This is a genomic window from Christiangramia portivictoriae DSM 23547, assembly GCF_000423045.1.
Classification (GTDB): domain Bacteria; phylum Bacteroidota; class Bacteroidia; order Flavobacteriales; family Flavobacteriaceae; genus Christiangramia; species Christiangramia portivictoriae.
In genome coordinates, this window is sequence record NZ_KE383971.1 from 744346 (window position 1) to 769975 (window position 25630).

At 37.8% G+C, this 25630-nt stretch carries 19 protein-coding genes; 17 read left to right on the forward strand and 2 right to left on the reverse strand.

The window, feature by feature from the left end; all coding sequences use genetic code 11:
* Positions 1-165 precede the first annotated feature (165 nt).
* From G529_RS0111810 to G529_RS0111860, 11 genes are all read left to right on the forward strand, one after another.
* Positions 166-1290, forward strand: coding sequence for a glycosyltransferase (locus G529_RS0111810; RefSeq protein WP_026915729.1), 1125 nt, complete (start codon positions 166-168; stop codon positions 1288-1290).
* Between the two features lie 2 nt (positions 1291-1292).
* Positions 1293-2240: a GNAT family N-acetyltransferase gene (locus G529_RS16235; RefSeq protein ID WP_051201427.1), complete on the forward strand. Its 948-nt coding sequence runs from the start codon at positions 1293-1295 to the stop codon at positions 2238-2240.
* Between the two features lie 99 nt (positions 2241-2339).
* Positions 2340-3437 (forward strand): hypothetical protein, encoded by a 1098-nt coding sequence (locus G529_RS0111820; protein WP_245566921.1) that lies wholly within the window; start codon positions 2340-2342, stop codon positions 3435-3437.
* A gap of 102 nt (positions 3438-3539) precedes the next feature.
* Complete coding sequence (locus G529_RS15830) at positions 3540-4499, forward strand: polysaccharide deacetylase family protein (protein WP_035696086.1); 960 nt, start codon at positions 3540-3542, stop codon at positions 4497-4499.
* A gap of 22 nt (positions 4500-4521) precedes the next feature.
* The gene (locus tag G529_RS0111830) at positions 4522-5685 is read left to right on the forward strand and encodes a glycosyltransferase family 4 protein (protein ID WP_035695980.1); all 1164 of its coding nucleotides are present in this window, start codon (positions 4522-4524) and stop codon (positions 5683-5685) included.
* 36 nt (positions 5686-5721) lie between these two features.
* The gene (locus tag G529_RS0111835) at positions 5722-6327 is read left to right on the forward strand and encodes a sugar transferase (RefSeq protein WP_026915732.1); all 606 of its coding nucleotides are present in this window, start codon (positions 5722-5724) and stop codon (positions 6325-6327) included.
* The gene (locus G529_RS0111840) at positions 6327-6950 is read left to right on the forward strand and encodes an acetyltransferase (RefSeq protein ID WP_026915733.1); all 624 of its coding nucleotides are present in this window, start codon (positions 6327-6329) and stop codon (positions 6948-6950) included. Before G529_RS0111835 ends, G529_RS0111840 begins: the two co-directional genes overlap by 1 nt.
* A complete protein-coding gene (locus G529_RS0111845; RefSeq protein ID WP_026915734.1) occupies positions 6937-8076 on the forward strand; it encodes an aminotransferase class I/II-fold pyridoxal phosphate-dependent enzyme in 1140 nt (379 codons plus the stop codon). The genes G529_RS0111840 and G529_RS0111845 overlap by 14 nt, the downstream gene beginning before the upstream one ends.
* A 9-nt stretch (positions 8077-8085) precedes the next feature.
* Positions 8086-10059, forward strand: coding sequence for a polysaccharide biosynthesis protein (locus G529_RS0111850; protein WP_026915735.1), 1974 nt, complete (start codon positions 8086-8088; stop codon positions 10057-10059).
* A complete protein-coding gene (locus tag G529_RS0111855) occupies positions 10059-10823 on the forward strand; it encodes a polysaccharide biosynthesis/export family protein (RefSeq protein ID WP_026915736.1) in 765 nt (254 codons plus the stop codon). The genes G529_RS0111850 and G529_RS0111855 overlap by 1 nt, the downstream gene beginning before the upstream one ends.
* Positions 10824-13232: a GumC family protein gene (locus G529_RS0111860; RefSeq protein WP_026915737.1), complete on the forward strand. Its 2409-nt coding sequence runs from the start codon at positions 10824-10826 to the stop codon at positions 13230-13232.
* On the opposite strand, the gene G529_RS0111865 is transcribed toward G529_RS0111860, so the two are convergent.
* Positions 13225-13968: a tyrosine-protein phosphatase gene (locus G529_RS0111865; RefSeq protein ID WP_026915738.1), complete on the reverse strand. Its 744-nt coding sequence runs from the start codon at positions 13966-13968 to the stop codon at positions 13225-13227. The two genes, G529_RS0111860 and G529_RS0111865, sit on opposite strands and share 8 nt — an antisense overlap.
* Before the next feature lie 72 nt (positions 13969-14040).
* On the opposite strand from G529_RS0111865, the gene G529_RS0111870 reads away from it, so the two are divergent.
* From G529_RS0111870 to G529_RS0111880, 3 genes are read left to right on the forward strand one after another with little or no spacing between them, the layout of a single operon-like run.
* A complete protein-coding gene (locus tag G529_RS0111870; RefSeq protein WP_026915739.1) occupies positions 14041-15396 on the forward strand; it encodes a capsule assembly Wzi family protein in 1356 nt (451 codons plus the stop codon).
* Positions 15397-15448: 52 nt separating this feature from the next.
* Positions 15449-18388 (forward strand): PAS domain S-box protein, encoded by a 2940-nt coding sequence (locus G529_RS0111875; protein ID WP_026915740.1) that lies wholly within the window; start codon positions 15449-15451, stop codon positions 18386-18388.
* A gap of 21 nt (positions 18389-18409) precedes the next feature.
* Complete coding sequence (locus tag G529_RS0111880) at positions 18410-18814, forward strand: response regulator (protein ID WP_026915741.1); 405 nt, start codon at positions 18410-18412, stop codon at positions 18812-18814.
* On the opposite strand, the gene G529_RS0111885 is transcribed toward G529_RS0111880, so the two are convergent.
* A complete protein-coding gene (locus G529_RS0111885; protein WP_026915742.1) occupies positions 18783-19895 on the reverse strand; it encodes an endonuclease/exonuclease/phosphatase family protein in 1113 nt (370 codons plus the stop codon). The genes G529_RS0111880 and G529_RS0111885 overlap by 32 nt on opposite strands.
* 369 nt (positions 19896-20264) lie before the next feature.
* On the opposite strand from G529_RS0111885, the gene G529_RS0111890 reads away from it, so the two are divergent.
* The 3 genes from G529_RS0111890 (at position 20265) to thrA (ending at position 25628) form a co-directional block, all read left to right on the forward strand.
* Positions 20265-21392 (forward strand): vWA domain-containing protein, encoded by a 1128-nt coding sequence (locus G529_RS0111890; protein ID WP_026915743.1) that lies wholly within the window; start codon positions 20265-20267, stop codon positions 21390-21392.
* Positions 21393-21396: 4 nt separating this feature from the next.
* Positions 21397-22860 (forward strand): magnesium chelatase, encoded by a 1464-nt coding sequence (locus G529_RS0111895; RefSeq protein ID WP_026915744.1) that lies wholly within the window; start codon positions 21397-21399, stop codon positions 22858-22860.
* 320 nt (positions 22861-23180) lie between these two features.
* Complete coding sequence (gene thrA, locus G529_RS0111900) at positions 23181-25628, forward strand: bifunctional aspartate kinase/homoserine dehydrogenase I (protein WP_026915745.1); 2448 nt, start codon at positions 23181-23183, stop codon at positions 25626-25628.
* The last annotated feature ends 2 nt before the right edge of the window (positions 25629-25630 follow it).

Here is a 25630-nt window from a genome sequence, read left to right on the forward strand (position 1 = left end):
ATTAGTGAAATTGGAGATTATACTATTGATTTAGTTTCTACCTCAAATCTACATCTATTATAGGTAAATTCGACAATTTCTTCCTTGGGTATTCCAAACTTTATCTTATAATTCTTGCAGTCTTACCTAAATAGGATAATTTTGCTGAATAGCTTAAAAAATTAGATGGGCAAAATTAAGATTCTTCATATAATTAAATCTCTTGGACGCGGAGGTGCAGAAATGTTACTACCTGAAACGCTTAAGATTCATGACAAAGATAATTTTGAATTTCATACAGCATATTTTCTTCCCTGGAAAGATCAAATGGTTGAAAGCATCAAGAATGCCGGAGGAAAAGTCACTTGTTTTTCAGCAAATAATAATATTCGCTTGTTGCAACAATATTCTAAAATAATTGAGTATTGTAAAACAAATCATATAGATGTTATCCATTGTCACCTACCCTGGGCTGGGTTTTTAGGAAGGCTGGTTTATTCTAAGACTGGAATACCTACAGTCTATAGTGAACACAATATGCAAGAGCGGTATCATATAGCAACAAAAGTTATAAATAAGATCAGTTTTAATTCTCAGAGTGTTGCGCTCGCTGTTTCTGCAGATGTCAAACGCTCCATTGAACATAACATTAATCCTAAAATTCCAGTTGAAGTTTTGCTCAATGGAGTTAATACATATGATTTTGTTAAAGATCCTTCAGAAGGTCTTGGTATGAAGAAACAATTAGGTATTCCTAAGGAGTCGATAGTGTTGGGGAATGTGGCGGTTTTCAGGTTTCAGAAAAGATTGGTAGAATGGCTTCAAATCTTCAAGAAATTAAGTAGCGAAAATGAAAATTTATATGGAATTATTGTTGGAGCAGGACCATTGGAAGAAGAGATAAAGGCGGAACTAGAAAAATTAGAATTAGTAGGAAGGGTATTGCTACCGGGATTAATGACAAATGTGAAACCCTATTTTTCAGCAATGGATATATTTATGATGAGCTCTTCCTTTGAGGGCCTTCCAATTGCATTACTGGAAGCCATGAGCATGGAGTGCGCTGTTGTTTCTACAGATGCCGGAGGTATTAAAGAAGTGATTCGAAATCAAAAGGATGGTCTTATCTGTCCTGTGGATAAATGGGAAACCCTTGGCGAACTTTGTCAAACTTTAATGGATTCTCCGGAGAAATTGATTAAGTTTAAAAAAGCTTCCAGAACACGAGTTATTGAAAGTTTTAGTCTTGAAAGAATGGTCAATGAGCTAGAAAGTATTTATAAAGAACTCGCCAAGAGAAAAATAGTTTAAAAATGGATATTAGAGAGGCTACTGATGAGGACATACCTGAGATTTTAGAGGTTTTGAAGGCAAGTTTAGGAGAAACTTCTTCTAAAAAATCTGAAGAGGTTTGGCGTTACAAACATATCGACAATCCTTTTGGTAGATCTCTTGTGCTTGTAGCAATTGAAGGTTCAAAAATAATAGGGGTGCGTGCCTTTATGCGATGGAAGTGGCAAAAGACAGATGAGGTTTTATCTGTATTTCGGGCTGTAGATACGGCTACACATCCAAAGCATCAGGGAAAAGGAGTTTTTAAGAAACTTACTTTAAAAGCATTAGAGATAGCTAAACAAAACGGAGATCATTTTGTTTTTAATACTCCTAATGAGCAAAGTAAACCCGGTTATATTAAAATGGGTTGGGAAGAGGTAGCGAAAATTAAAGTAAGGATAAAGCCGATCAACCCTATTTATTGGCGATATTCTAATGTAACAGATCAGTTTGCAAAGGATATAGAATTTACAGAAATTTCATTTCAGCATCTGACTGAAGAAAGGAATGCTCAAATGAAAAGTTCTGGTAAATTTTTTACTCCTAAAACCCCTGAATATTTTAAATGGCGCTATGAAAATAATACGCTTCAGGACTATATTATTAAGGCTACAGATGATATTTACATTGCCGGATATGTTAAGACCCATTCAAAATTTAGAGAATTACGAATAGTTGAAGCAATAACATTATCTGCTTTGAGTGTCAAATCTATTAAAATAACTATCGATAAACTTGCTAAAGATTTTGGCGTACAATTCGTTAGCTTTGCACCATCTGAAAATTTGAAATTTTTTAATAGTTTTTCTGGGAAATTTGGACCGGTACTTACTGTTAAAGAAATTAATCTTATAGACAATCAGAAGAAAGGTTTATTAAATTTAAATAACTGGATTTATAGTTTGGGGGATCTGGAACTTTTTTAAATGCTAGGAGCTGTTTTTTTAATATTCATTTTACTTGCTATAAACCAGGGTTTTTATAGTTCATTTTTCAAAAAACACAAATGGTTTTCGAAAAAATTGATGAAAAATCTCTTTTTATATCATCTATTTTTCTTTGGAGTTTACTATACCTATGCCCAATTTAATAGATCTGATTCTCGAAGTTATTTTTCCAGACCACAAATGAGCGATAACTGGTTTGATTATTATGGAACCAGTACTACATTTATAGATTTTTTATCCTGGCCATTTATCAATATTTTAAATTTTAATTATGAAATGATGATGGTCTTTTTCTCTTGGATGGGCTATTTAGGATTCGTATATGCCTATATGTTTTTCAGAGAGAATATCCCCATAAAAATAAGGATTTTTAAAAATTTCGATTTTCTTATTTTGACCTTATTCTTGCCTAACATGCATTTTTGGACTGCTTCTCTAGGCAAAGGAGCACCGATTTTTCTGGGGCTTATGATGTTCGCCTATGCTATAAAAGAGCCTAAATCAAGATTAATAACTTTATTAATAGGATCTGCTCTAATATACTTTATAAGACCTCACGTGTTCTTTTTTGTTGCAGCAGGGACTGTTCTCGGTTATATGACCGGAAGGGAGAAAATATCATTATGGAAAAAACTTTTGGTTTGCTTTGGAATGATTGGTGGACTTGTTTTAGTGCAGGATCAAATTTTAGGTATCGCGGGATTAGAGGACTCGAATAATTTAGTTTCCGATTTTGAAAATTTCGCCGATGATAGAGCAGAAGGTCTTAGTGATTCCGGATCAGGAGTAGATATAGCTAACTACCCTTTACTATTAAAACTTTTTACTTTTTGGTTTAGACCATTATTTTTTGATGCTCCTGGTTTCTTAGGTTTAATTGTTTCAGTTGAAAATCTGATATATTTATTAATCTTTTTCAAAATAATTAAAAAAGATTTTGTAAGATTTATAAAAAAATCTCCAGTGGCTGTTAAAATGAGCCTAGTAGTTTTTTTATTATCCTCTTTAGCTTTAACCTTCGTAATGTCTAATCTTGGAATTATCATGAGACAGAAGTCCATGGTAATGTACTTTCTTTTTTTTGTTATTTACTATTACCTAGCTCAGAGAAAATATGATAGGATTATTAAAAAGAGGAAACTTCAGAAAGCTAAAAATAGTTTACAGGTGACATGATCTACAGAAATTTTATGTCTCAATCATTGCCTATTCATATTTTATGTAATGCACATAAACACTGTCTTAAAAACGCAAAACTCTTCTCAAAATAGAAATTTCATGAAAGGTTGTTTAGTCATATCCCTGGACTTTGAACTCATTTGGGGTGTTTTTGATAAGGTTGATCACAATAATAAACTGGAGTATTTTGAAAATACTCGAAAACTCATTCCTGAACTATTAAAATTATTTAGAAAACATGACATTCATTGTACTTGGGCGACTGTTGGAATGCTTTTCAATGAAAGTTGGGACGAATGGATGGAAAATCTCCCACAGTATTTTCCTAAATACACTAAACAGAAATTATCAGCTTATAATTACGGTAAAGAACATAAGACTAGTATAAACGAAAAGCTATGTTGGGCTAGTGAATTGATTGACCTTATTACCCAGTCTGATCATCAGGAGTTGGCCACTCATACATATTCTCATTATTATTGTCTGGAAGAGGGTCAGAACAGGAAGAGTTTTGCATCAGATCTCAAGCTAGTGCACAAACTAGCTCTTAAAAAAGGTCTAGCATTAAAAAGTCTTGTTTTTCCAAGAAATCAATTTAATGAATCATATCAGGATATTTGTGTGAACCATGGGATTAAAACTATTAGAATAAATCCTGAAAATTGGTATTGGAAAAATACGCAAAGAGATTCTTTGGCTGATAAAATATTTCGAACTGGTGATGCATATATTGGGTTGAATGATAAATCTTATGATTTTAGCTCTATCCAGATTGGTAAGGTAGTTCAGCAAAAAGCGTCCAGGCTTCTTAGGCCAGTAGAAAATAGCGTTAAGGATTCTTTAAGGATGAATAGAATTAAAGATGAAATAGAGTATGCTGCTAAGAATGATAAAGTATATCATTTATGGTGGCATCCCCACAATTTTGGTGCTAATCCTGAAGCTAATCTGAAAGATCTTAACAAAATTTTAGAGCATTTTTCAAAGTGTCAGGACAAGTACGGAATGAAGTCATTTACAATGGATGAACTAACTGATTTAAGACTAAATTTGCAGTAGTTTAATTACCAAAATTATTAGTTTGAAAAAACTCATCCGCGTTACTACCATTCCCTTATCTCTGGAAAAACTGCTTGAAGGACAGCTTACCTTCATGAGTCAGCACTATCGTGTAACGGCTGTCTCGGCAGCTGAGTCCAGACTTCAAAAATATGGTGTAGATAATCATGTTGGCACCTATTTTGTAGAGCTTTCCAGAGCTATAACACCTGTTGCTGATCTTAAAGCTGTTTTGAAACTCACTCGTTATTTACGCAAAGAAAAGCCTTTGATTATTCATAGTCATACTCCCAAGGCGGGCATAATAAGCATGCTGGCTGGTTGGCTGGCTGGTGTTCCAATTAGGCTGCATACAGTTGCGGGTTTACCATTATTAGAGGTTCAGGGATTCAAACGAAAAATCCTGGACCTTGTAGAAAAAATAACTTACAAACTGGCACATCGAGTATTTCCCAATTCATTTGAGCTCAAGAAAATCATTCTGGATTTGGATTTCGCAGAAGAATCTAAGTTAAAGGTGTTAGGGAACGGTAGTTCCAACGGTATTGACACGACTTATTTTGATCCCAAACAATTTTCATCAGAGTACAAATCAGAGCTTAAGAACAGCTTAGCAATCCCGCAGGATGATGTCATTTTTGTATTCGTGGGAAGACTCGTTAAAGAGAAAGGGATTGAAGAGCTAATTCTAGCCTTTAACGAACTCAGAGAAAATTTTCCGGACTGCAGTTTACTTTTAATCGGACCTTATGAACAGGATTTGGATCCAATTTCAGACGAAACAATTAAGAAAATTGAAAATGATCCCAAAATTATCACGACGGGATACCAGCCTGATGTGAGACCTTATTTTGCAATCGCAGATGCTCTAGCTTTTCCATCATATCGAGAGGGATTTCCAAACGTGGTGCTACAGGCGGGAGCCATGTCGTTGCCAGCTATTGTAACAAATATTAATGGTTGCAACGAAATAATTCAGGATTCTGAAAATGGCCTGATCATACCAGTAAAGTCTCATAAAGCGTTGTATAAAGCCATGAAAAAACTGTTAGAAGACAGTAATTTTAGACATCAGCTTACGTTGAATGCCCGGAATACCATTCAGAAAAAATATGAAAGGGAGTACTTTTGGCAAATTTTGTTAAAAGAATACAAAGAGTTAGAAAGCTCTCTAAAACATGATTAAATTCGCGGCCCACTAAAGTAAACCTCAACTTTTTGAATGTATAGAAATATAATTAAACCAACTTTTGATTTCTTAGCTGCTGTAGTAGCTTTACTCATTCTGAGTCCGGTTTTAATTATTGTTACTATTTTGTTGTATCGGGCAAATACTGGTAAACCCTTTTTTTATCAGTCCAGACCTGGTAAAAATGGTGACATTTTTAAGATAGTGAAGTATAAAACTATGACCGATGAAAAGGACGACCAGGGTGATTTGTTGCCTGACTCTGAGCGTTTAACGAAAATTGGTAGCTTTGTTCGAAAGACTTCCATTGATGAAATACCGCAATTGTTTAATGTGTTGAAGGGAGATATGAGCATTGTGGGGCCAAGACCTTTACTGCCCCAGTACCTAAAATTATACAATGAAGAACAATTAAAACGACATGAAGTCAAGCCGGGGATCACCGGTTGGGCACAGGTGAACGGAAGAAATGCCATTAGCTGGTTGAAAAAATTTGAATATGATGTGTGGTACGTGAAAAATCAGTCTTTCGGTCTTGACCTAAAAATTTTGTTTAAAACGATTAAGAAGGTTGTCATTTCTGAAGGTATTACGGCGGAAAATATGGCAACTACTGAACCATTTAACGGTAGGAATTGATGATCTTATTTGGGGCAAGTGGACATGCGAAGGTTATACTCGATATATTGAACTCAGGAACAAACACTGAAGTTTCTTATATTTTAGATGATAATCCTGCAATTACTGAACTAGCTGGGTTTAAAGTTGATCATGATATTGAAAGAAATATTGTTCAGGATATCAACACTATAATAGCAATTGGAGACAATAGGATTCGGAAGCATATTTTCATGAAGTACAATGTGAAACTAAATAAAGCTCTAATTCATAATAGGGCAGTAGTTTCAGATAACGCTTTAGTTTCAAACGGATCTGTTGTAATGGCGGGAGCGGTTATAAACCATTCTGCGAACATAGGTGAAAACAGTATTATTAATTCGAATGCTGTTATTGAACATGATGTAAGCATTGCTAATTTTGCACACATATCACCCGGTGCGATTATTACCGGGGGCGTGCAGATTGGAGAAGGAACGCATATAGGAGCTGGAGTCTCCGTTATCCCAGGTGTCAAAATTGGCAAATGGGTGACCGTTGGTGCGGGTGCAGTGATAATAAAGGATGTGCCGGATTACGCAGTAGTTGTAGGCAATCCGGGGAACATTATTAAATACAATAATACAAACGATGACAAACGATAAGATCTGGCTTTCTTCTCCACACATGGGTGGAAACGAATTAAAATACATTCATGAAGCATTTGCTGAGAATTGGATCGCACCATTGGGGCCCAATGTCTCTGGATTTGAAAGTGATATCCAAAAATATCTCAAAGGAAATGTAGAAGTAGCCGCATTAAGCTCTGGTACTGCTGCACTTCATCTGGCATTGATCATGTTAGGTGTGTCTCAGGATGATGAAGTACTATGCCAGAGTATGACTTTTGCAGCTTCTGCCAATCCTATCAGATATTTAGGTGCTAATCCAGTCTTTATTGATAGTGAATCCAAAACTTTAAATATCTGTCCTGAGCAATTGGAGAATGCCATAGAAGATAGAATTAAGAAGGGTAAGAAGCCAAAGGCTATTGTGGCTGTTCACTTATATGGAATGCCCTACCAGGTAGATGAGGTCCATAAAATCGCAGCGAAATATGATATCCCAGTAATTGAGGATGCTGCTGAAGCTTTAGGAAGTACTTATAAAGGGAAAAATTGTGGTACCTTCGGCGAATTGGCTATTCTATCATTTAACGGTAATAAAATCATTACTACTTCAGGTGGTGGTGCATTGGTCGCAAAAACAGAACAGATGAAGCAAAAGGCTGTTTTTCTCGCAACACAGGCTCGAGATAATGCTCCACATTACCAGCATAGCGAAATAGGTTACAATTACCGATTGAGTAATATTTCCGCAGGAATTGGACGCGGACAGATGGAAGTTCTTGATGATAGAGTACATACCAGAAGAGAAATGTTCGATTTTTATGTAAATTTATTCCGTGATATTGATGGGGTGCGTTTGTTCTCTGAACCATCAGCTGATTATTTCAGTAATCATTGGTTGAGCGTGATAACAATTGATAGCGAGGTTACTGGATTTTCAAGAGAAGATTTAAGAGAGGCACTGGCTGCTTTGAATATTGAATGTCGACCACTATGGAAACCTATGCACATGCAACCAGTTTTTGCAGATAGTCCGTTTTACGGCACGGGAGTTGCTGAAAGGATGTTCGAGGATGGATTATGCTTGCCAAGTGGTAGTAATTTGTCAGATAGCGACAGATCGAGAATCAGTACTGCTATCAAAAGTCATTTGAAAAAATAACAATAGATTATGGGGAGCATAAGAAAAGCCCTTTCTAACATAATTTCAGGTCCCGATAACTCTCTGGATATACGTAATTTACGATACCTTCCCAGGTGGGCGATTTTGATCATAGACATAGCTTTAGTTACGATTTCTACAATCTTAACTATTTTTATTCTTCTGGATCTATCTCCCTTTCAATATACGCTATTGAATTTTTACGAAAAAGCAGTCGTGGTCATAGCCATGAATATTGTTTTCTTTTTTGTTTTTAAGACATATGCCGGGATCATACGCTATTCCTCAAATGTAGATGCTTTAAAACTTTTGCTAGCAACTTGCAGTGCTTTCATCGGATTGCTCGTCCTTAATTATGCTGCTTACTTTATAGTTGGCCAGAAGATATTCCTGATTGGTGGCTTATTGATTAATTTATGGATCTCCTTTTCACTTTTGTTTCTCTTCAGGCTCAGTGTCAAACAATTCTATGAGTATTTCAAAATCTTGCAGAAGAATGAATCTCTGATTAATGCTGTAATTCTGGGAGTGGACGAGAATGCTATTTCGATAGCTGGAGCGCTGGAGATTGAACATCCTCGTCGATTTCGTATCGTAGGATTTCTGACTCAGGATTCCCATAAAAGGTTAAGGGTTCTGGATAAACCAGTTCTACGACATACAAAAAAGATTCATGAAGAGTTAAACTCGTTGGGAGCAGAAGCCATCATCTTTTCTGAGCATACTCTTTCTTCGGAAGAGAAATTTAAGCTCGTAGAAGAGTGCCTGGAACACGATATTACCATATATAACGCTCCTCTGGTATCAACCTGGGGTGGGGAACCAATTGCGAATAAAGTAAAGACATTGCAAATTGAAGATTTGCTGGATAGAGAACCTATTAATCTTGAAACACAGAATAAAATCGAACAATTAACAGATCGAACGATACTGGTGACAGGTGCAGCTGGATCTATTGGAAGTGAAATTGTTCGACAGGTTGCTAAATATGATCCCAAACGATTGATCATTCTGGACCAGGCGGAAACGCCCTTGCATAACTTACAGCTGGAGGTAGAGTCCAAGTTTCCTGACTTAAATTTTAAGGTAATTGTTTGTGATGTTGGGAACCAGAAAAGACTGGAATTAATGTTCCAGAACCAGAATATAGATGTTGTTTATCACGCTGCTGCCTATAAGCATGTGCCGCTTATGGAAAGTAATCCTCACGAAGCGGTGTTTGTCAATATTCTTGGTACAAAAAACCTGGCTGATCTTGCAGTGAAGTATAACGTTGGTCATTTTGTAATGGTTTCAACAGATAAGGCTGTAAATCCAAGTAATGTGATGGGTGCATCTAAGCGCGCTGCTGAAATGTATGTGCAGTCCTTATTTCACAATCAACTTCAAACCGGGATTGGTTCAACAAAATTTATTACCACACGCTTTGGAAATGTTTTAGGTTCTAATGGTTCGGTAGTACCATTATTTAAAAAACAGATTGAAAAAGGAGGTCCTGTTACGATTACTCATCCAGATATCATCAGATATTTCATGACGATCCCGGAAGCATGTCAGCTCGTATTGGAAGCTGGTGCTATGGGTAAAGGTGGGGAGATATTCGTATTTGATATGGGAGAACCGGTCAAAATTATGGACCTTGCGATCAAAATGATCAAGCTAGCAGGTTATCAGCCGAATAAGCATATCAAAATTCGAATTACAGGTTTAAGACCAGGTGAGAAATTATACGAAGAATTGCTGAATGATGAGTGCAAGACATTGCCTACTCATCATAAGAAAATCATGATTGGACAGGAAGTTGTTAGAGATTATGAAGGTATTAACGAGAACATTATAAAGATTGTGAAATCTGCAACCAAGTTGAAAAATGATAAAGTTGTAGCTAAACTGAAGGAGCTGATTCCGGAATTTAAAAGTAATAATTCTTCATATGAAAAACTGGATCAAATCTCAGAAACCAAAAAATCAGAAATCAATTGATGAGAAAATTTTTATTTCTATTACTCATTTGTGGTAGTCTATTTAGTTGTGCTACTAAAGATCAGGTAGTTTACTTCAATAATGTACAGAACCTGGAGGGGCAGGAAAATCTTTTGGATTACGAACCCAAAATTGAAAAGAACGATGTCCTTCGAATCAATGTTTCCTCATCTTCAGTTAATCCCGAAATCGTAGCGCCCTTTCAAATGAATCGAGAGGGAGGACAGTCCGGTGGAGGTGGGCAGAATTTATCACTTACCGGATATTTAGTGAGTCCCGATGGAACTATCAATTTCCCAGTTTTGGGAAGCATCGAGGTAAGAGGTTTAACAAGAACTCAGATACAGGAGAAACTTGAAGATCAGATTTCAGATTATGTAAGAGATCCAGTTGTTGATGTAAGAATAGTTAATTTCAGTATTACCGTATTGGGTGAAGTAGGATCTCCGGGAAGGGTTCAGATTACTGACGGGAGAATCACTATGCCCGAATTACTTGCCATGAGCGGGGATGTAAGTTACACAGGAAAAAGACAAAACATTCGTGTGATTAGAGAGGAGGATGGTGTTAAGTCGGTTGGATTTATTGATATGACTGAAACAGATCTATTTAGTAGTCCTTATTATTATCTAAAACAAAACGATATAGTCTATGTAGAGCCTACTTATGCTCGAATGAAATCTGCTGGATTCTTCGGTAGTCCTGGAGCTATACTTGGTCTTGTTAGTTCGGTAATAGGTTTAATTTTAATTTTCGTACGCTAAATGGATGAATTAAACGATTTTACTGAAGAGAAAGAAGAATCAAATTTTGATCTTAAAGCCGAATTATTTAAATATCTGGCATATTGGAAATGGATTTTGCTTGGCTTAATTCTAGGGGGTGTACTGGCCTATTTGTATAATAGGTATACTATACCTCAATATAGTACTGAAGCTACTATGATCATCGTTGATGACGAAAAGCAGAATGCAATGAATGCTACCCCATCAGGTGGTGGCGCTATTTTCTCCCTGGAAGATGATGGTATACAGAACCATATAGAAAAGTTGAAATCCAAGCAGCTTGTAGAAAGCGTAGTTGATGAGCTCAATCATAATGTAAGCTATTTCATCGAAGGTAATGTCATCACGGTGGAGGCTTATCAATCAAGTCCTGTTCTAATTGAATTTATAACCAGTGACAGTGTGGTGAATACGATTTCGAGAGATTTTGTGGTAACACCAACCTCCGAGACATCATTTAGACTTGAAGACGAAAGCCTCGGGTATAACGCCAATCATAAAATTGGTGAAATAATTAATCTGGAAGGTTTAAGTTTTATCGTATTACCAAAATCAGGCAAGGAGCAGGGAAGTTTTGGTAAGACTAATTCAGTAAATATTATAATAGAGCCAGTAAGAGATGTTGCTGCTCAATACATCTCAAAATTGCAAATTAGTCAGAAGGGTCAGGCAAAGGATATATTGTCGCTCAGCGTTGTTCAGAATACACCTGAAAAATCTCAGGATTTTCTGAGCAAACTGATGGAGCGGTTTAATGAAGAGGGCGTAAAAGATAATCAGGAAGTTGCAGAAAACACTACAAAGTTTATTCAGGACAGACTGGAAATGATCACTTCAGAATTAGATTCTGTAGAAGTTAATATTGCCGATTTCAAGAGAGATAATCGAATCATGGACATCAGTAGTGGAGCATCTGAATTTCAATCTAAATTTTCTAATGCTGAACAGGAAATATTTAACCTTGAAACTCAGCTAGAATTATTAAAGTCTGTTGAAGAGCTTCTTAGAAGTCAGGGTGAGTATGAATTATTACCTGACGTAGGTATTAGTGAAGGTGGAATATCTAGTCTTGTAAACTCTTATAATTCACTCGTAGTCGAACGTAACGTATACCTTGAGGGTGGAACTGAAAAAAATCCAGTAGTCAAAACTCTTAGCGAGCAGCTCAATGGATTAAGGAGCAATCTTTTTGAAAATATTCAAAGTACCAGAAGCTCACTAAATATCCAATTAAGAGAACTTGGTAAAAGAGAGAATGTTGCCCAAGGTCAGTTTAGTGCATTTCCTGGCTTAGAAAAAGGGATGCGTACCATTGAACGCCAACAACAAATTAAAGAGCAACTGTATCTTTTCCTGTTACAAAGACGAGAGGAGGCAGCTATTTCTTCTGCAGCGACAGCGGCAGTTGCTAGAGTTGTTGATGCACCTTTTACAAATAAATCTCCTGTAGATCCGGAGCCATGGATTATATTAACCGCTGGATTCTTGATTGGATTAATTATTCCAATTCTGGTCATATTTGCCAAGAATTTTTTAGATACCAAAGTTCATCACAAAGGAGATCTTTCATCACTACTAAAGGATGTTCCTTTTTTAGCAGAGTTACCGAGAATTAAAGCTGAAGAAACTGACGTTATTCAACTGAATGATAGATCTCCGTTAGCAGAATCCTTTAGGATCCTACGTACCAACCTTGCCTATCTTGTACAGAACAAAGATAAATCTAGAGGCAATGTTATATTTGTGACTTCTACGATTAAAGGGGAGGGAAAAACTTTTGTCTCTTACAATGTGTCTCGTACCCTGGCAAGTTCTAATAAGAAGGTTCTATTGATTGGAGCTGATATCAGAAATCCTAAACTACATAGATATACCAGCGATACTATGGGAGCCAAGGAGAAAGGTCTGTCTGATTATCTATATGATTACGACGTTAGGATGGAAGATATTATATCTAAAACAAACGATCATAATATTGAAGTGGACGTGGTATTATCTGGTCCAATTCCTCCTAATCCAGCTGAATTATTAATGAACGATCGAATGGAAAGTTTGATTGAGAGTTCAAGAGCTAAGTACGACTATATTATTGTAGATACTGCTCCTACCATGATCGTCACCGATACGTTGTTGATTAGTCAGCTGGCAGATTATACGCTTTATGTCACCAGAGCAGATTATACGGAAAAAGCGCTTCTAGACTTTCCAAAAGACCTTAAAAAGCAAGGGAAACTAAAGGGGCTTGCAGTTATTCTTAATGATATAGATTATTCCAAGTTTAGCTATGGTGCTCAGTATGGATACTCTTATGGTTATGGATATGGATATGGTGAGGATAATGTATCAAGATGGCAACGAATCAAAAAAAGAATTTCGAATTCTAACTAAAGTGTTGCTGCAGTAGCTCGCGATTATTAGCAGTTATCGTAGTGATATTTTTCACATGTTTAGTCGGAATTTTAATCTCCCTGATCTTTTCCAGATGACTGATTTTGTGCACATCGCTACAGAGATAGTCAATTAAACCCGCTTCGATTAATTGGTAAGCCATTTTCTGTATGCCTTTTCCGTAATGATTGGATAAGGACAACATATTAACCTGCATAAAGCAACCTCGGGTTTTTAAGTCTCGATATTTATTTAGGTCCTTGGTATGCAGATATGTATATCTTTCAGGATGGGCAAGGATTGGAATTTTTGAATTATTCTGAAGTTTGAATAAAATCTGGGTTAAATTAATTGGTGCCTGAAAATAGGACATTTCAACTAGTACTTTGTTCTCAGTGACCGTGAGAAGCTCCTCGTTTGCTAAAATTTCTAGAAAGTGCTGATCCATCATGTATTCTGCAGCAAAGCTTAAATTTTTTGGGCCAGCCTCCGCCTGTTTTACTTTTTTGAAAGCTTCTCCAACGGTTTCAGGGGTGTTGGGATAGAACTCGCCAATAATATGAGGAGTAGCAATAATATTATCGATTCCTAAATTGGCGAACCCTTCAAACAATTCTTTTGAAGTTGCTATGCTATCAGAGCCATCATCAATGCCCGGTAAGGTATGATTGTGAAAATCTGGCATTCCTTCTAATAAGTCAACCAAATACTTACTTCTGCTAAATATCGATAACATATGATCTATTTTACCGGTCAAAATTACAGAATTTAAATTCTAATTAGTAATATTTGCAACCCAAGTAAACATATGAAGCATCCTATAGTTCTCTGTATTTTTATGATCTTCGGTTTAAGTACATCTGGTCAGGATTATTTTAATCTGGATGCTATTGGAACCGCAGGACTTTATAGTGGATCAGAATCTCCATTCTGGATGCATTCCAATCGCCGAGGGAGGGTGGATGAGAAGTCATTTTACAGCGGACTGTTATCTGGATCGGTTGTTTTTGAAATAGATAATTCGAGCTCATTTCAGTTTGGTGGCGGATTGCTATATAAGGATGGCTATGAGAATGGTCTTAAGATAGACGAGGCTTACTTTAGTTACGTTTCTCCAAAGATTAGGGTCGATATTGGTAAAAGGCAGCGTAAAAATCTTTACCAAGGCCTGAGTGTTAGTAACGAAAGTATATTATGGTCCCTCAATGCATCACCGTTTCCAGGTATTTCCATAGAAACTAAACAACCAATTTTTTTTAATTTTAAAGATTACGGACTTGGATTTAAATTTTCTTTTGGTGAATATCTCCTGGATGATGATAGATATATAGATAGCCCTAGGTTGCATCATAAAAGTGGACATTTAGTTTATAGAAATCAACGAGATTTTGAGGTGAGTCTCGGGTTACAGCAGTTTGTACAATGGGCAGGAACATCTGAAGAGTTTGGAAGACTACCTCAAACTCTGGAGGATTATGCGCGCGTTATTACCGGAAGAGCTGGAATTGATGATGTTGGAGGCCAGGAAGTCAATGCGCTCGGTAATCAAATTGGTAGTTATGAGTTAAAAATACGCACCAGAATCAATGATTTGGATACAGAATTTTTTTACAATCATATATTTGAAGATGGTTCGGGTTTAAAACTGGGTAATTTTCCTGATGGACGCTACGGAATTTATGTCGAAGATAATAGGGATACCTTTTGGGGTAAGGACTGGATCAAGGCTTTCATGTATGAATTTCATTTCACGAAAAACCAAAGCCGAAGCAGAAAAAGTTCATTAGAGGATGGCGCAGATAATTATTTCAACAATAATCTTTACAGGTCTGGTTGGACTTATCAAAAGTTAGTCATAGGAAATCCATTTATTTTAACCACAGATGAGCGTTTTAGAATTGGCGTCAATATCGTAACAGCGCATCACGTAGGAATCAAGGGGACAGCGTTTAAATTACCGTATCGCGCACTGTTATCCTATCGAAAAAATTATGGAGTCAAGGATTCCTTCTTCCCGGTGACCAAGCAAGTTTTTTCTTCATACCTGGAAGTGGAATTGATGCAGGGAGATTATAACCTTTCTGCTTTTGTCGCTTCAGATATCAAAACAGTAGACGAATCTAACTTTGGGGCCGGCCTGAAGTTCTCCAGAACTTTGTTTTAGGATTAGCTGAAAAAAAATTGTATTTTTCTTTGCCCAAACCTACTATAACACCTTGAATAACGTTTCTATAAATTCGATTACAGAAACAGTGATTACCTTTAGCTATATCAAGGGTGTCACTGCATTTGATAATGCTGCAGCTCAATTTTTCGAAGAAAATTTCACTTCGGAAATTGTATTGCATAGTACGTTGTTTACCATATTCCCTTCAGAACTTGCAGCTCAGCTCAACGAAAAAATGACGTTCTGTAAAAAAGGTCGCTTTCAAACCCATACTTATCAGAAGAACCTGGATTCACCCATTTTCAGTTTTTACATCGCCCCAATTATTGCTGAAAATCATAAGATTGAAAGTATTTCCTTATCGATCGAAAAAACTCAGCAAACATCAGGAAATCAAGAAAACCTGTTGCTAAAAGAATTAAACTATAAAACTCAGTTCTATTCGAATCTGTTTTATCATAATCCAGACGCGGTTTTCCTATTCGATCAGGAAGGAAACTTTATTAACGTAAATGCACAATCTGCTAGAATTGCCGAGACCACTGAGGAAGAATTATTACAAATGCATTTCTTACCCTTCATCCCCGAAAAGGAGAAGGAACAGGTTCTAACGTATTTCGGAAGGGCTTTGAAGGGAGAATCACTGGATTACCAGTGTAGTTTTATAAGTGCAAAGGGAAACCACAAATATTTGGAGGTTAAAAACTTTCCAATCGTATATCAGCAGGAAACTATAGGAGTATATGGGATAGCTAAGGATATTACGGAAAAACTGGAAATCGAACGCAAGCGGAGAGCAGATAAGCAGATGTTACGTGCTATCATCGATAATATTCCAGATTATATTTTTGTGAAGGATAGACAAAATCGTTCTATACTCACTAATAAGAAATTCGCCACTAATATTATTGATCTGCAGACTTTAGGAACCGATTTAAATACCACGCCTTTCGATTACTTCGAGGAGTCTAAAGCCAAAGAGATCGTTGCCGATAATAATGCTGTGATGAATACCGGGAAAGCAGTTTATAATCGCCAGGACATTGTAGTAAAAAGCGATGGTAGTCAGGAAATGGTGCTCCTCACAAAAGTTCCTCTAAGAGATACAGATAATAAAATCGTTGGCCTGGTTGGTATAGCCAGAAATAATACCGAAGCTTTTCTTCAGAATAAAAGAAAGGATCTCATCTTAAAAACTTTGAAAGCTTTTGGTGATACCAAAACGTTTAAAGAGGCAACTATTAAAACTCTTGAAATTTTCTGTAGGGAGCTCGGGTATGAGTATGCTGAAGCTTATAAATTAAGTGCGAACAAAGTAGAATTGATAAGAACTTCCTACTGGCCTGAAAATTTAGATCTACAGGAGGGTGATTCTGAAAGTGTTCGTTATAAAGAAGGACAAGGTCTACCAGGCAAAGTATGGTCTTCTATGGATATTGAAATTATTCATAAGGAAGAGAATACTGGTTTACTCAAGAACATGATGCTGAATGATTCTGAAAGTATACATACCGCAGTTGGAATACCAATTATAATGCAGGGTCGGCTTATCAGTATCCTATGTTTTGGTTCTAAGCTTGCCCATAAAAAAATTGAAAGATCTTTATATTCAGATGTTAGTATACAAATAGCATCGGCGATGGAGAGGAAGTTGAGTCAGAATCAACTGTCAGATTTTTTTGAATATTCTCCTAACCTGATAGCTGTGATAGGGCTGGATGGTTATATCAAAATGGCCAATCCAGCGTTTGTTAAAACTTTCAATTACAGTACAGCAGAAATGTTATCTGAGCCGTTTTCTACCTTTATCCATCCGGAAGATTTGGAGAAAACTTTCGAAGCCATCAATTTAATCTCAATTGGAGGTGAGGATTTTGAAATTCGTTGCAGGCAAAAGAATGGAGACTATATCTGGATATCCTGGCGTTTTTCGAGATTTTTTGAGAATGAGAATATCGTTTACATATACGGTACCAATGTCACGGCCATTAAAGAGCATGAATCATTGCTTAGAAACAGTGAGAAGCGATTTAAGGCTCTTGTACAGGAGGGTTCAGATCACATTGCCATTCTGGATAAGGAGATGAAATTTATATATAATAGCCCCGGAACCGATTTGCTTTATGGTTATTCTGTCGAGCAGTTAGCTCATACTCATTTTAAAAAGAGAGTAATCGAAGAGGATTGGTCTCAGATCGCTAAAATTCTGGAGAAACTCAAGGAAGGGCAAAGAGTTCAGTTGCCAAGTTACAGGGTACAGGGTCAAAAAGATAAAATTCACTGGATTGAAACTATTGCTACAAATCTCTCCAATGATGACGCTGTTGGTGGTATCGTATTAAATTCAAGAGATATCACCGAATTTATTATTCAGGCGCGACAGCTTATTGAAAGTTTGCGACGATATGATATTGTGGCGAAAGCAACCAGTGATATCATTATAGATTTTCACATAGCTACAGGGATCATGAAAGCGAGTAATACCCTGGAATCAGTTTTCGGGTGGACTTCTGAAGATAACACGTATACTTCAGAATGGTGGAACGATAAAATTCACCCTGAAGATTACGACGAAGTAAGAAAAGCTGCACAAGACCTCATAGAAAATAAAATCCAGCATTTGACGATTGAATATAGATTTCGATGCGCTGATGGCTCCTACAAATATATTCTAGATCGAAGTCATCTCATGTATGATGATGGCCAGAAGCCCTTAAGGATAATTGGCTCATTACAGGATATTACTGAGAGGAAAAGTCATTTAATCGCTATTCAAAACCATAATAAGCGATTGAAAGAGATAGCCTGGACACAATCTCATGTCGTTAGAGCGCCATTGGCAAAGATCATGGGACTCGTAGATTTGATGATGAATTATCGAGAAGATTTAGATAACATCGATGAAATACTGGAAAATATATTAATTTCAGCGAATGAACTGGATGGGATCATCCGGGAAATCGCTGAGAAATCAGAAAATGAATTGTAACAATCCCCAAAACTACCCTATATGTTACGTACTATTATTATTGATGATGATGACATCGTCACGTTCCTACAGAAAAAGATCGTTTCCAAAAGTGGACTGGATACAGAGCCATTAGTCTTCAAGGATGCGCACAAAGCTTTGGAATTCCTGGAGTTTGAAGCCAGCGAAGAACAGGAATACCTTATTATGCTGGATATCAATATGCCGGAAATGTCTGGATGGCAATTTCTGGATCGTATAAAAAAATTACCTGCAGATGAACGCCTGCATGTGGTCATGGCGACATCTTCCATAGATCGTAAAGACAAAAGGGAAGCTGCTAATGATCCACATGTGGTAGATTTTATTGAAAAACCACTTTCAGCAAGACATTGTGAGAAGCTTAAGGGAATTTCTAAGCTTGCACCCTATTTCCAGTTGAGCTAAAGGGGATCTTTTCTATTAAGGGATTGGCTGTTTTTATTTTCTCTTCTGCCCATTCCTTTTCTTCTTCATCCGGAGCATCAGTGTCTTCATTGATTGCGCCTGCAATAGGTTCATGATTCAGCTTAATATACATGGGGAAGTGATCTGAGCCAATATTCTTCTCACGTGCTATCTCGATAAGCGTAAAATCTCTTGTATGGAAAACATGATCGAGAGGCCAGCGTAGCAAAGCATAGTCTGCATGAAACGTGTTAAAAAATCCTCTACCTATCCGCGGATCCATGAGTCCGCTTAATTTTTGAAAAAGCCGTGTCGTCCTGGACCAGGCAACATCATTTAAATCACCAAATACCAGCGTGGTATTCTTTTCGCTGTTAATATCACGACCAAGCATCAAGAGTTCAGCATCTCTGTTCGTACTGGTATCACTTTCCGTAGGACTGGGCGGCATAGGATGCAGGCAGTGAATGTTCACTTTTTTACCATTCCTTAGCACTACTTGGCCATGAATTGAAGGGATATCGTGCTGTACCAGGTATTTCACCTTGATGTCCTCCAGTTTTAATTTTGAATACAAATGCATACCATACAAATTATCCATGGGAATCTTAACCGTGTACTTATAATCTTCCTCAATGATAGACATTTCATCTTCCCAGCGCTGGTCAGATTCCAGGGTTAGAAGTATGTCTGGTTCTCTTTCATTTACCAGGTCAATCAGTTTATGACTGTCCTTGTTGGGAGTAAGAACATTGCTTACAAGAATGGAAATCGAGGCATCTTCATCGCTTCCTTTGAATTTCATCACTTGCTTTTTGGATAAATAGGTGTATGGAAAGATTTTTACAAACTGGTACATTAGACTAATAAATAGTATAGCGATAGCCAGTAAATGCCAGTCCTTGCTGAAGTCATAAACGACAACCGAAGCGATAATAACGCAAAGGATCAGAAAACTTATCTGTATCCTGGGAAAATCAAATCCACGTATCCACCATTGATCAAATCTGGTCGCTGATGCTATGGTTGGAATACACATAACTACTGAAAAAAAGATCACAATAATCTCTCCTATGCTCATAATGGTCGTTTCTGGTTGGCGCAACATTATTGTAGCAATCATCAACACATGGATGGAATCCTGTGCTTATGTAGCTACAAGCCTCTAAGATAGTATTTGCGTAGCAATTGCGAAATAGGGCAATTGGTTTACAATATAGATGTGTAAAGTAATAATTGTCTAGTTAGATTTGGGAGCCCAATAAAACGCTGACTTCAGGCGATTTCCGACGGCAAAATATTCAGAAGAACCGAAATTAAAATAGCAGGAATTTGTGACAAAAATAACATCAGGTGCATATTCAGGAATACACTTAAGTTAACATAAATTTAGTCTCTGTGCATGATCAGCCGTTTTTAGATTCCTGTGAAAAGCCTTAATTTTATTATTATGAAAAAGAAGGAGAAAGAAACCAGGGGCTTTGTTTTTAATAAATTCGATGAACCTGAAAAGTCTGTGTTCGACAGGCTTTTTGATATCTTCAAAGAAATCATCACACATACCTCGGGAGATCTTGACGAAGCCCTGGATTGGCTAAGACAGCTCGATGAGGAATATCAACTTACTACCTCGGAGTATACGATCGATGATTTTGTTGAAGAACTTAAACAGAAGGGCTACATTAAAGAAGAGATCGAGCCAGATGGTACCGGCGGGATGAGCATAACCGCGAAAACCGAACGTGCCATACGCCAGCAAGCCCTGGATCAGATCTTCGGAAGATTGAAAAAAGGTGGCGCAGGAAACCATAGAACCAATAAAACCGGTAGAGGAGACGAGCACACCGGTGATTTCAGGCAATACCAGTTTGGAGATTCGCTAAGCCGGATTTCTGTCACAGAAAGTCTTCGGAATGCCCAAATAAACAATGGAATCGGTGATTTCAATATGTCTGAAGAAGATCTTGTTGTTGAGGAAACTCACTTCAAATCTCAGATGAGTACTGTACTTATGATCGATATAAGTCATAGTATGATCCTATATGGCGAAGATCGCATCACACCTGCCAAAAAGGTAGCGATGGCACTTTCAGAATTAATTACTACGCGGTATCCAAAAGATACTCTGGATATTCTCGTTTTTGGAAACGATGCCTGGCCTATCTCAATAGCTGAACTGCCTTACCTCAAAGTTGGACCTTATCATACTAATACGGTGGCTGGATTGGAATTAGCTATGGATCTGTTGCGCCGGAAAAGAAATACGAATAAACAGATATTCATGATTACCGATGGTAAGCCTAGCTGTATCAGGGAGAAGGATGGAAGCTATTACAAGAACAGCGTTGGATTAGACCCTTATGTGATCGATAAATGCTATAATAAGGCACGACAGGCCAGGAAGCTAAGAATACCCATTACCACCTTTATGATCGCCCAGGATCCTTATCTTACCAGGTTTGTACAGGAATTTACCGCTGCCAATCAGGGCAAGGCATTCTATACCGGGCTTAAAGGACTGGGTGAAATGATCTTTGAAGATTATGAATCGAACAGAAAAAAAAGAATTAGAGGATAAAGCTATGAATACGAAAGATATTAAAACACTTGGAGCACTAAAATCTTCAGGTTACCAGACGAGAAGTATTAAAGACGAACTTAGAGATAATTTAAAAAACAGGATTAAACAAGGCAAAAAGGCCTTTGAAGGCATTCATGGCTATGACTACACAGTGATCCCGGAACTGGAACGTGCCATTTTATCAAAGCATAATATCAACTTACTGGGCTTACGCGGACAGGCGAAAACAAGACTTGCCCGGCTCATGGTAAACCTGCTGGATGAATATATTCCTGTGGTAGCAGGTTCAGAGATCAATGATGATCCATTGCAGCCAATTAGCCGTTTTGCTCAGGAAAAGATCGCGGAACATGGTGATGATACCCCGATAGAATGGATGCAACGGGAGGATAGATTTTTCGAGAAGCTGGCAACTCCAGATGTTACGGTCGCAGATCTTATTGGGGATGTGGATCCTATAAAAGCGGCGAATCTCAGATTGAGTTATGCCGATGATCGCGTGATTCACTACGGAATGATTCCCAGGGCGAACAGAAGTATTTTTGTTATCAATGAGTTGCCAGATCTGCAGGCCAGGATACAGGTTGCTTTATTCAACATCCTTCAGGAAGGGGATATACAGATTAGAGGTTTCAAATTACGACTTCCTCTGGATATGCAATTCGTATTTACGGCCAACCCTGAAGATTATACCAACAGGGGGAGCATAGTAACTCCCCTGAAGGATAGAATAGGATCTCAAATTCTTACACATTATCCACAGAATATTGAAATTGCGAAGACCATTACGGCCCAGGAAGCCAGGAAAGATGGAAGACAGGAAGATACCATTAAGGTTCCTGAGCTTGCAAAAGACCTTCTGGAGCAAATTAGCTTCGAGGCCAGGGATAGCGAATATATCGATCATAAAAGCGGGGTGAGCGCGAGGATGAGCATCACCGCTTTCGAAAACCTTTTAAGTACTGCGGAAAGACGTATTCTTAAAACGGGAAACGAAGAAACCACGCTGCGTTTTGGTGATTTTCTTGGGGTAATACCCGCAATTACCGGAAAGGTTGAACTGGTTTACGAGGGAGAACAGGAAGGCGCTGCTTTCGTAGCGGTTGAACTAATTGGTGCAGCTGTAAAAACACTGTTCCCGGAATATTTTCCGAAGATAGAAAAACTTCAGAAGCCCGACGCCACCACACCTTATGATGATCTGGTAGAATGGTTTTTCGAAAGTTCAGGTTTCGAACTGGCAGATGATCTCAGCGATTCAGAATACAGAGAAAAGTTAGATTCTATAGAACCTCTGAATAAACTTATTCAAAAGTATCAACCCAATTTGGAATCTTCAGATACTTATTTCATGAAAGAATTCTTACTATGGGCACTTGTAGAGCATAAAAAGTTGAGCAAGCAACGGTTTTCAAAAGGTCTAAAATTCAAAGATCTTTACGGAAGCTATATCAGCGGATTATAATTTGCATTTTTGAATAATTAATATTGAGCCTGATAATTTAATTTATCAGGCTTTTTTTTCTGCTATTCTGAGAATTTCATAATTCTTTAATTCATAAGGGTTTAAAATTTTGTTCTCTGGAATTTTTAAATACCTTTAAAAGAAATAAAACAAGAATCGTGAGCACTTTTACTTCACTTACAAACATGATCCAGGAAGAAATTCACTCTTCCTTTGTGGCTATGTTTATCACGATTACAGGCATTACCCCTTGTGGGGTTCTAGCTATATAATACTCGTCCATACCTAAATTTTATTTTAACATTTAAATAATTTCAGTTATGCAAATCCTGAAATTTGGGGGGTCTTCTGTGTCCTCACCTGAGAGAATCAAGAGATTATCCAATTTAATAAACCAATATAGCAGTCAGGAACATGTCGTTGTAGTTTTCTCTGCATTTGGTGGTGTTACCAATCAACTTTTAAGCCTGGCCACCATGGCTCGTGATCGTGACGATACTTACAAAGAACTTTTATCCAATATAGAAAAAAGACATTTGGATGCTGTTCGGGAATTGCTGCCCGTAGACCATCAGAGTGCTGTTTTAAGCAAGGTCAAATCTTATATGAATCATCTCGAAACGCTTTGCGAAGGGGTTTTTCTTCTGAGTGAACTTTCAGATAAGACAACACATGTGATTTCTGGTTTTGGAGAGATGTTGAGTACCGAGATCATTTCAGCCTACCTTAGGTTGAGCGAGAAAAACACTTTGCTCGTAGATGTCCGGGAGCTGATTGTTTGTCGCAATCTAAAGGAAAAAGTGCAGGTAAGTTACGAACTATCGTACACCAAAATTCGTGAATACTTCAGTAAAAATGAGGCACAGATCTATGTAGTTCCTGGTTTTATCTCCAGAAATCCTGAGGGTGTTCCCAGTACTTTAGGGCGAGGAGGTTCAGATTTCACGGCGGCGATCCTTGGTGCCGCCCTTCATCTTAAAAAAGTTTATATCTATACAGATGTGAATGGAATGTACACCGCAAATCCAAACCTGGTTTCGCAGGCTTATCCCCTGGAATATCTTTCCTATGAGGAAGCCATGGAGCTTTCTCATTTTGGAGCCAAAGTGCTGTATCCACCAACGCTGCAACCGCTTATAAATAAAAATATAGAGATTCATATAAAATCAAGCTTCAACCCTGATAGTCACGGTACAATCATTTCCCGTTCCAGTAAAAAGAACTTTAGATGGGTCACCGGGATCACTCACATCGATGCTATTAGCCTGCTGAATGTTGAGGGTAGCGGTATGGTAGGCATCCCGGGATTTTCCAAAAGACTTTTTGAAGCGCTGTATCTGGCTGGAATCAATGTCGTTCTCATTACTCAGGCTTCTTCGGAACATAGTATTTGCATCGCGGTTGGCAACGACGAGGCGCTGGAAGCAAGAAATGTATTAAATGAAACCTTTGCCGCTGAGGTTTCTTCTGGTAAGATTAAAGCCGTTAAAATCGAGGATGATGTCGCTATTATTGCCCTGGTTGGAGATCGTATGAAAAGTCATCATGGCCTAAGTGGTAAAATGTTTAGTGCTTTGGGTCATAACAATATCAATATAAGAGCCATTGCGCAAGGTGCTTCAGAAAGAAATATCTCAGCAGTAATTGCGAAGAAGGATGTTACGAAGGCTTTAAACCTGTTGCACGAAGAGTTTTTCGAGGTTCCATCCAAAGAGCTGAATCTTTTTATCACCGGGGTGGGAAATGTAGGAGGCAAACTTTTACAGCAACTGCAAAAGCAGGAAACATATTTGCTTCAGAAGTTAAGACTGAAAGTCCGGGTACTAGGGATCTCAAATTCCCGTAAAATGCTTTTTTCTGAAAATGGTATCGACCTGAATTCCTGGCAGGAAAACCTGGCAAATGCAGAAGACTGTTCTCCTGAAGCTTTTTTTGAAACTATCAAAACTTTAAACCTTAGAAACAGCATATTTGTAGACAATACTGCGAGTGAAGTCATCGCGGGTTGGTACAAACATTACCTTAGAAACTCTATTTCTGTAGTAACCTGCAACAAGATTGCCTGTGCAGATTCCTTTGAAAACTATCAGGAACTACAGGATCTGGCCAGGGAATATGGAGCTTCTTTCTTATATGAAACAAATGTAGGCGCGGGATTGCCAATTATCGACACGCTGCAGAACCTTATGGCTTCCGGAGATCAGGTAAGGAAGATCCAGGCAGTACTCTCCGGAAGTCTGAATTTTGTCTTTAATAATTACAGGGCTGAAGAACCTTTTCATAGCGTTGTGCGTCAGGCAATGGATGAAGGATATACCGAGCCAGATCCAAGAATTGACCTAAGCGGAGTGGATGTTGCGCGAAAAATCTTAATTCTGGCAAGAGAATCGGGAATGAGACTGGAACTGGAGGATATCGAAAAAGACAGTTTTCTATCGGAAGCCAGTCTGAATGCTGCCGATAACGCTGAATTTTTCGAGATCCTTGAGAAAGATGAGGACAGTTTTCAAAAAATGTATCGGGAAGCTGAAGCTGAAGGAGCCGAATTAAAATATGTAGCTCAGCTGGAAAATGGCAAAGCCAGGGTGGGCTTGCAGAAAGTTCACGTACAACATCCCTTTGCAAATTTAAGTGGGAGTGACAATATTGTATTATTTTTTACAGATCGCTATCCTGAGCAACCATTGATCGTAAAAGGAGCTGGCGCGGGAGCAGATGTGACCGCATCAGGAATTTTTGCAGATGTGATAAGAATTGGTAAACGCTAGTC

Coding starts and splice junctions, on each gene's coding strand:
- G529_RS0111890 (WP_026915743.1), top strand. CDS start 20,265: ATGAAAAAGAAGGAGAAAGAAACCAGGGGCTTTGTTTTTAATAAATTC.
- thrA (WP_026915745.1), top strand. CDS start 23,181: ATGCAAATCCTGAAATTTGGGGGGTCTTCTGTGTCCTCACCTGAGAGA.
- G529_RS0111820 (WP_245566921.1), top strand. CDS start 2,340: ATGAAAAATCTCTTTTTATATCATCTATTTTTCTTTGGAGTTTACTAT.
- G529_RS0111865 (WP_026915738.1), bottom strand. CDS start 13,968: ATGTTATCGATATTTAGCAGAAGTAAGTATTTGGTTGACTTATTAGAA.
- G529_RS0111880 (WP_026915741.1), top strand. CDS start 18,410: ATGTTACGTACTATTATTATTGATGATGATGACATCGTCACGTTCCTA.
- G529_RS0111895 (WP_026915744.1), top strand. CDS start 21,397: ATGAATACGAAAGATATTAAAACACTTGGAGCACTAAAATCTTCAGGT.
- G529_RS0111845 (WP_026915734.1), top strand. CDS start 6,937: ATGACAAACGATAAGATCTGGCTTTCTTCTCCACACATGGGTGGAAAC.
- G529_RS0111860 (WP_026915737.1), top strand. CDS start 10,824: ATGGATGAATTAAACGATTTTACTGAAGAGAAAGAAGAATCAAATTTT.
- G529_RS0111870 (WP_026915739.1), top strand. CDS start 14,041: ATGAAGCATCCTATAGTTCTCTGTATTTTTATGATCTTCGGTTTAAGT.
- G529_RS16235 (WP_051201427.1), top strand. CDS start 1,293: ATGGATATTAGAGAGGCTACTGATGAGGACATACCTGAGATTTTAGAG.
- G529_RS15830 (WP_035696086.1), top strand. CDS start 3,540: ATGAAAGGTTGTTTAGTCATATCCCTGGACTTTGAACTCATTTGGGGT.
- G529_RS0111855 (WP_026915736.1), top strand. CDS start 10,059: ATGAGAAAATTTTTATTTCTATTACTCATTTGTGGTAGTCTATTTAGT.
- G529_RS0111840 (WP_026915733.1), top strand. CDS start 6,327: ATGATCTTATTTGGGGCAAGTGGACATGCGAAGGTTATACTCGATATA.
- G529_RS0111850 (WP_026915735.1), top strand. CDS start 8,086: ATGGGGAGCATAAGAAAAGCCCTTTCTAACATAATTTCAGGTCCCGAT.
- G529_RS0111810 (WP_026915729.1), top strand. CDS start 166: ATGGGCAAAATTAAGATTCTTCATATAATTAAATCTCTTGGACGCGGA.
- G529_RS0111835 (WP_026915732.1), top strand. CDS start 5,722: ATGTATAGAAATATAATTAAACCAACTTTTGATTTCTTAGCTGCTGTA.
- G529_RS0111885 (WP_026915742.1), bottom strand. CDS start 19,895: ATGAGCATAGGAGAGATTATTGTGATCTTTTTTTCAGTAGTTATGTGT.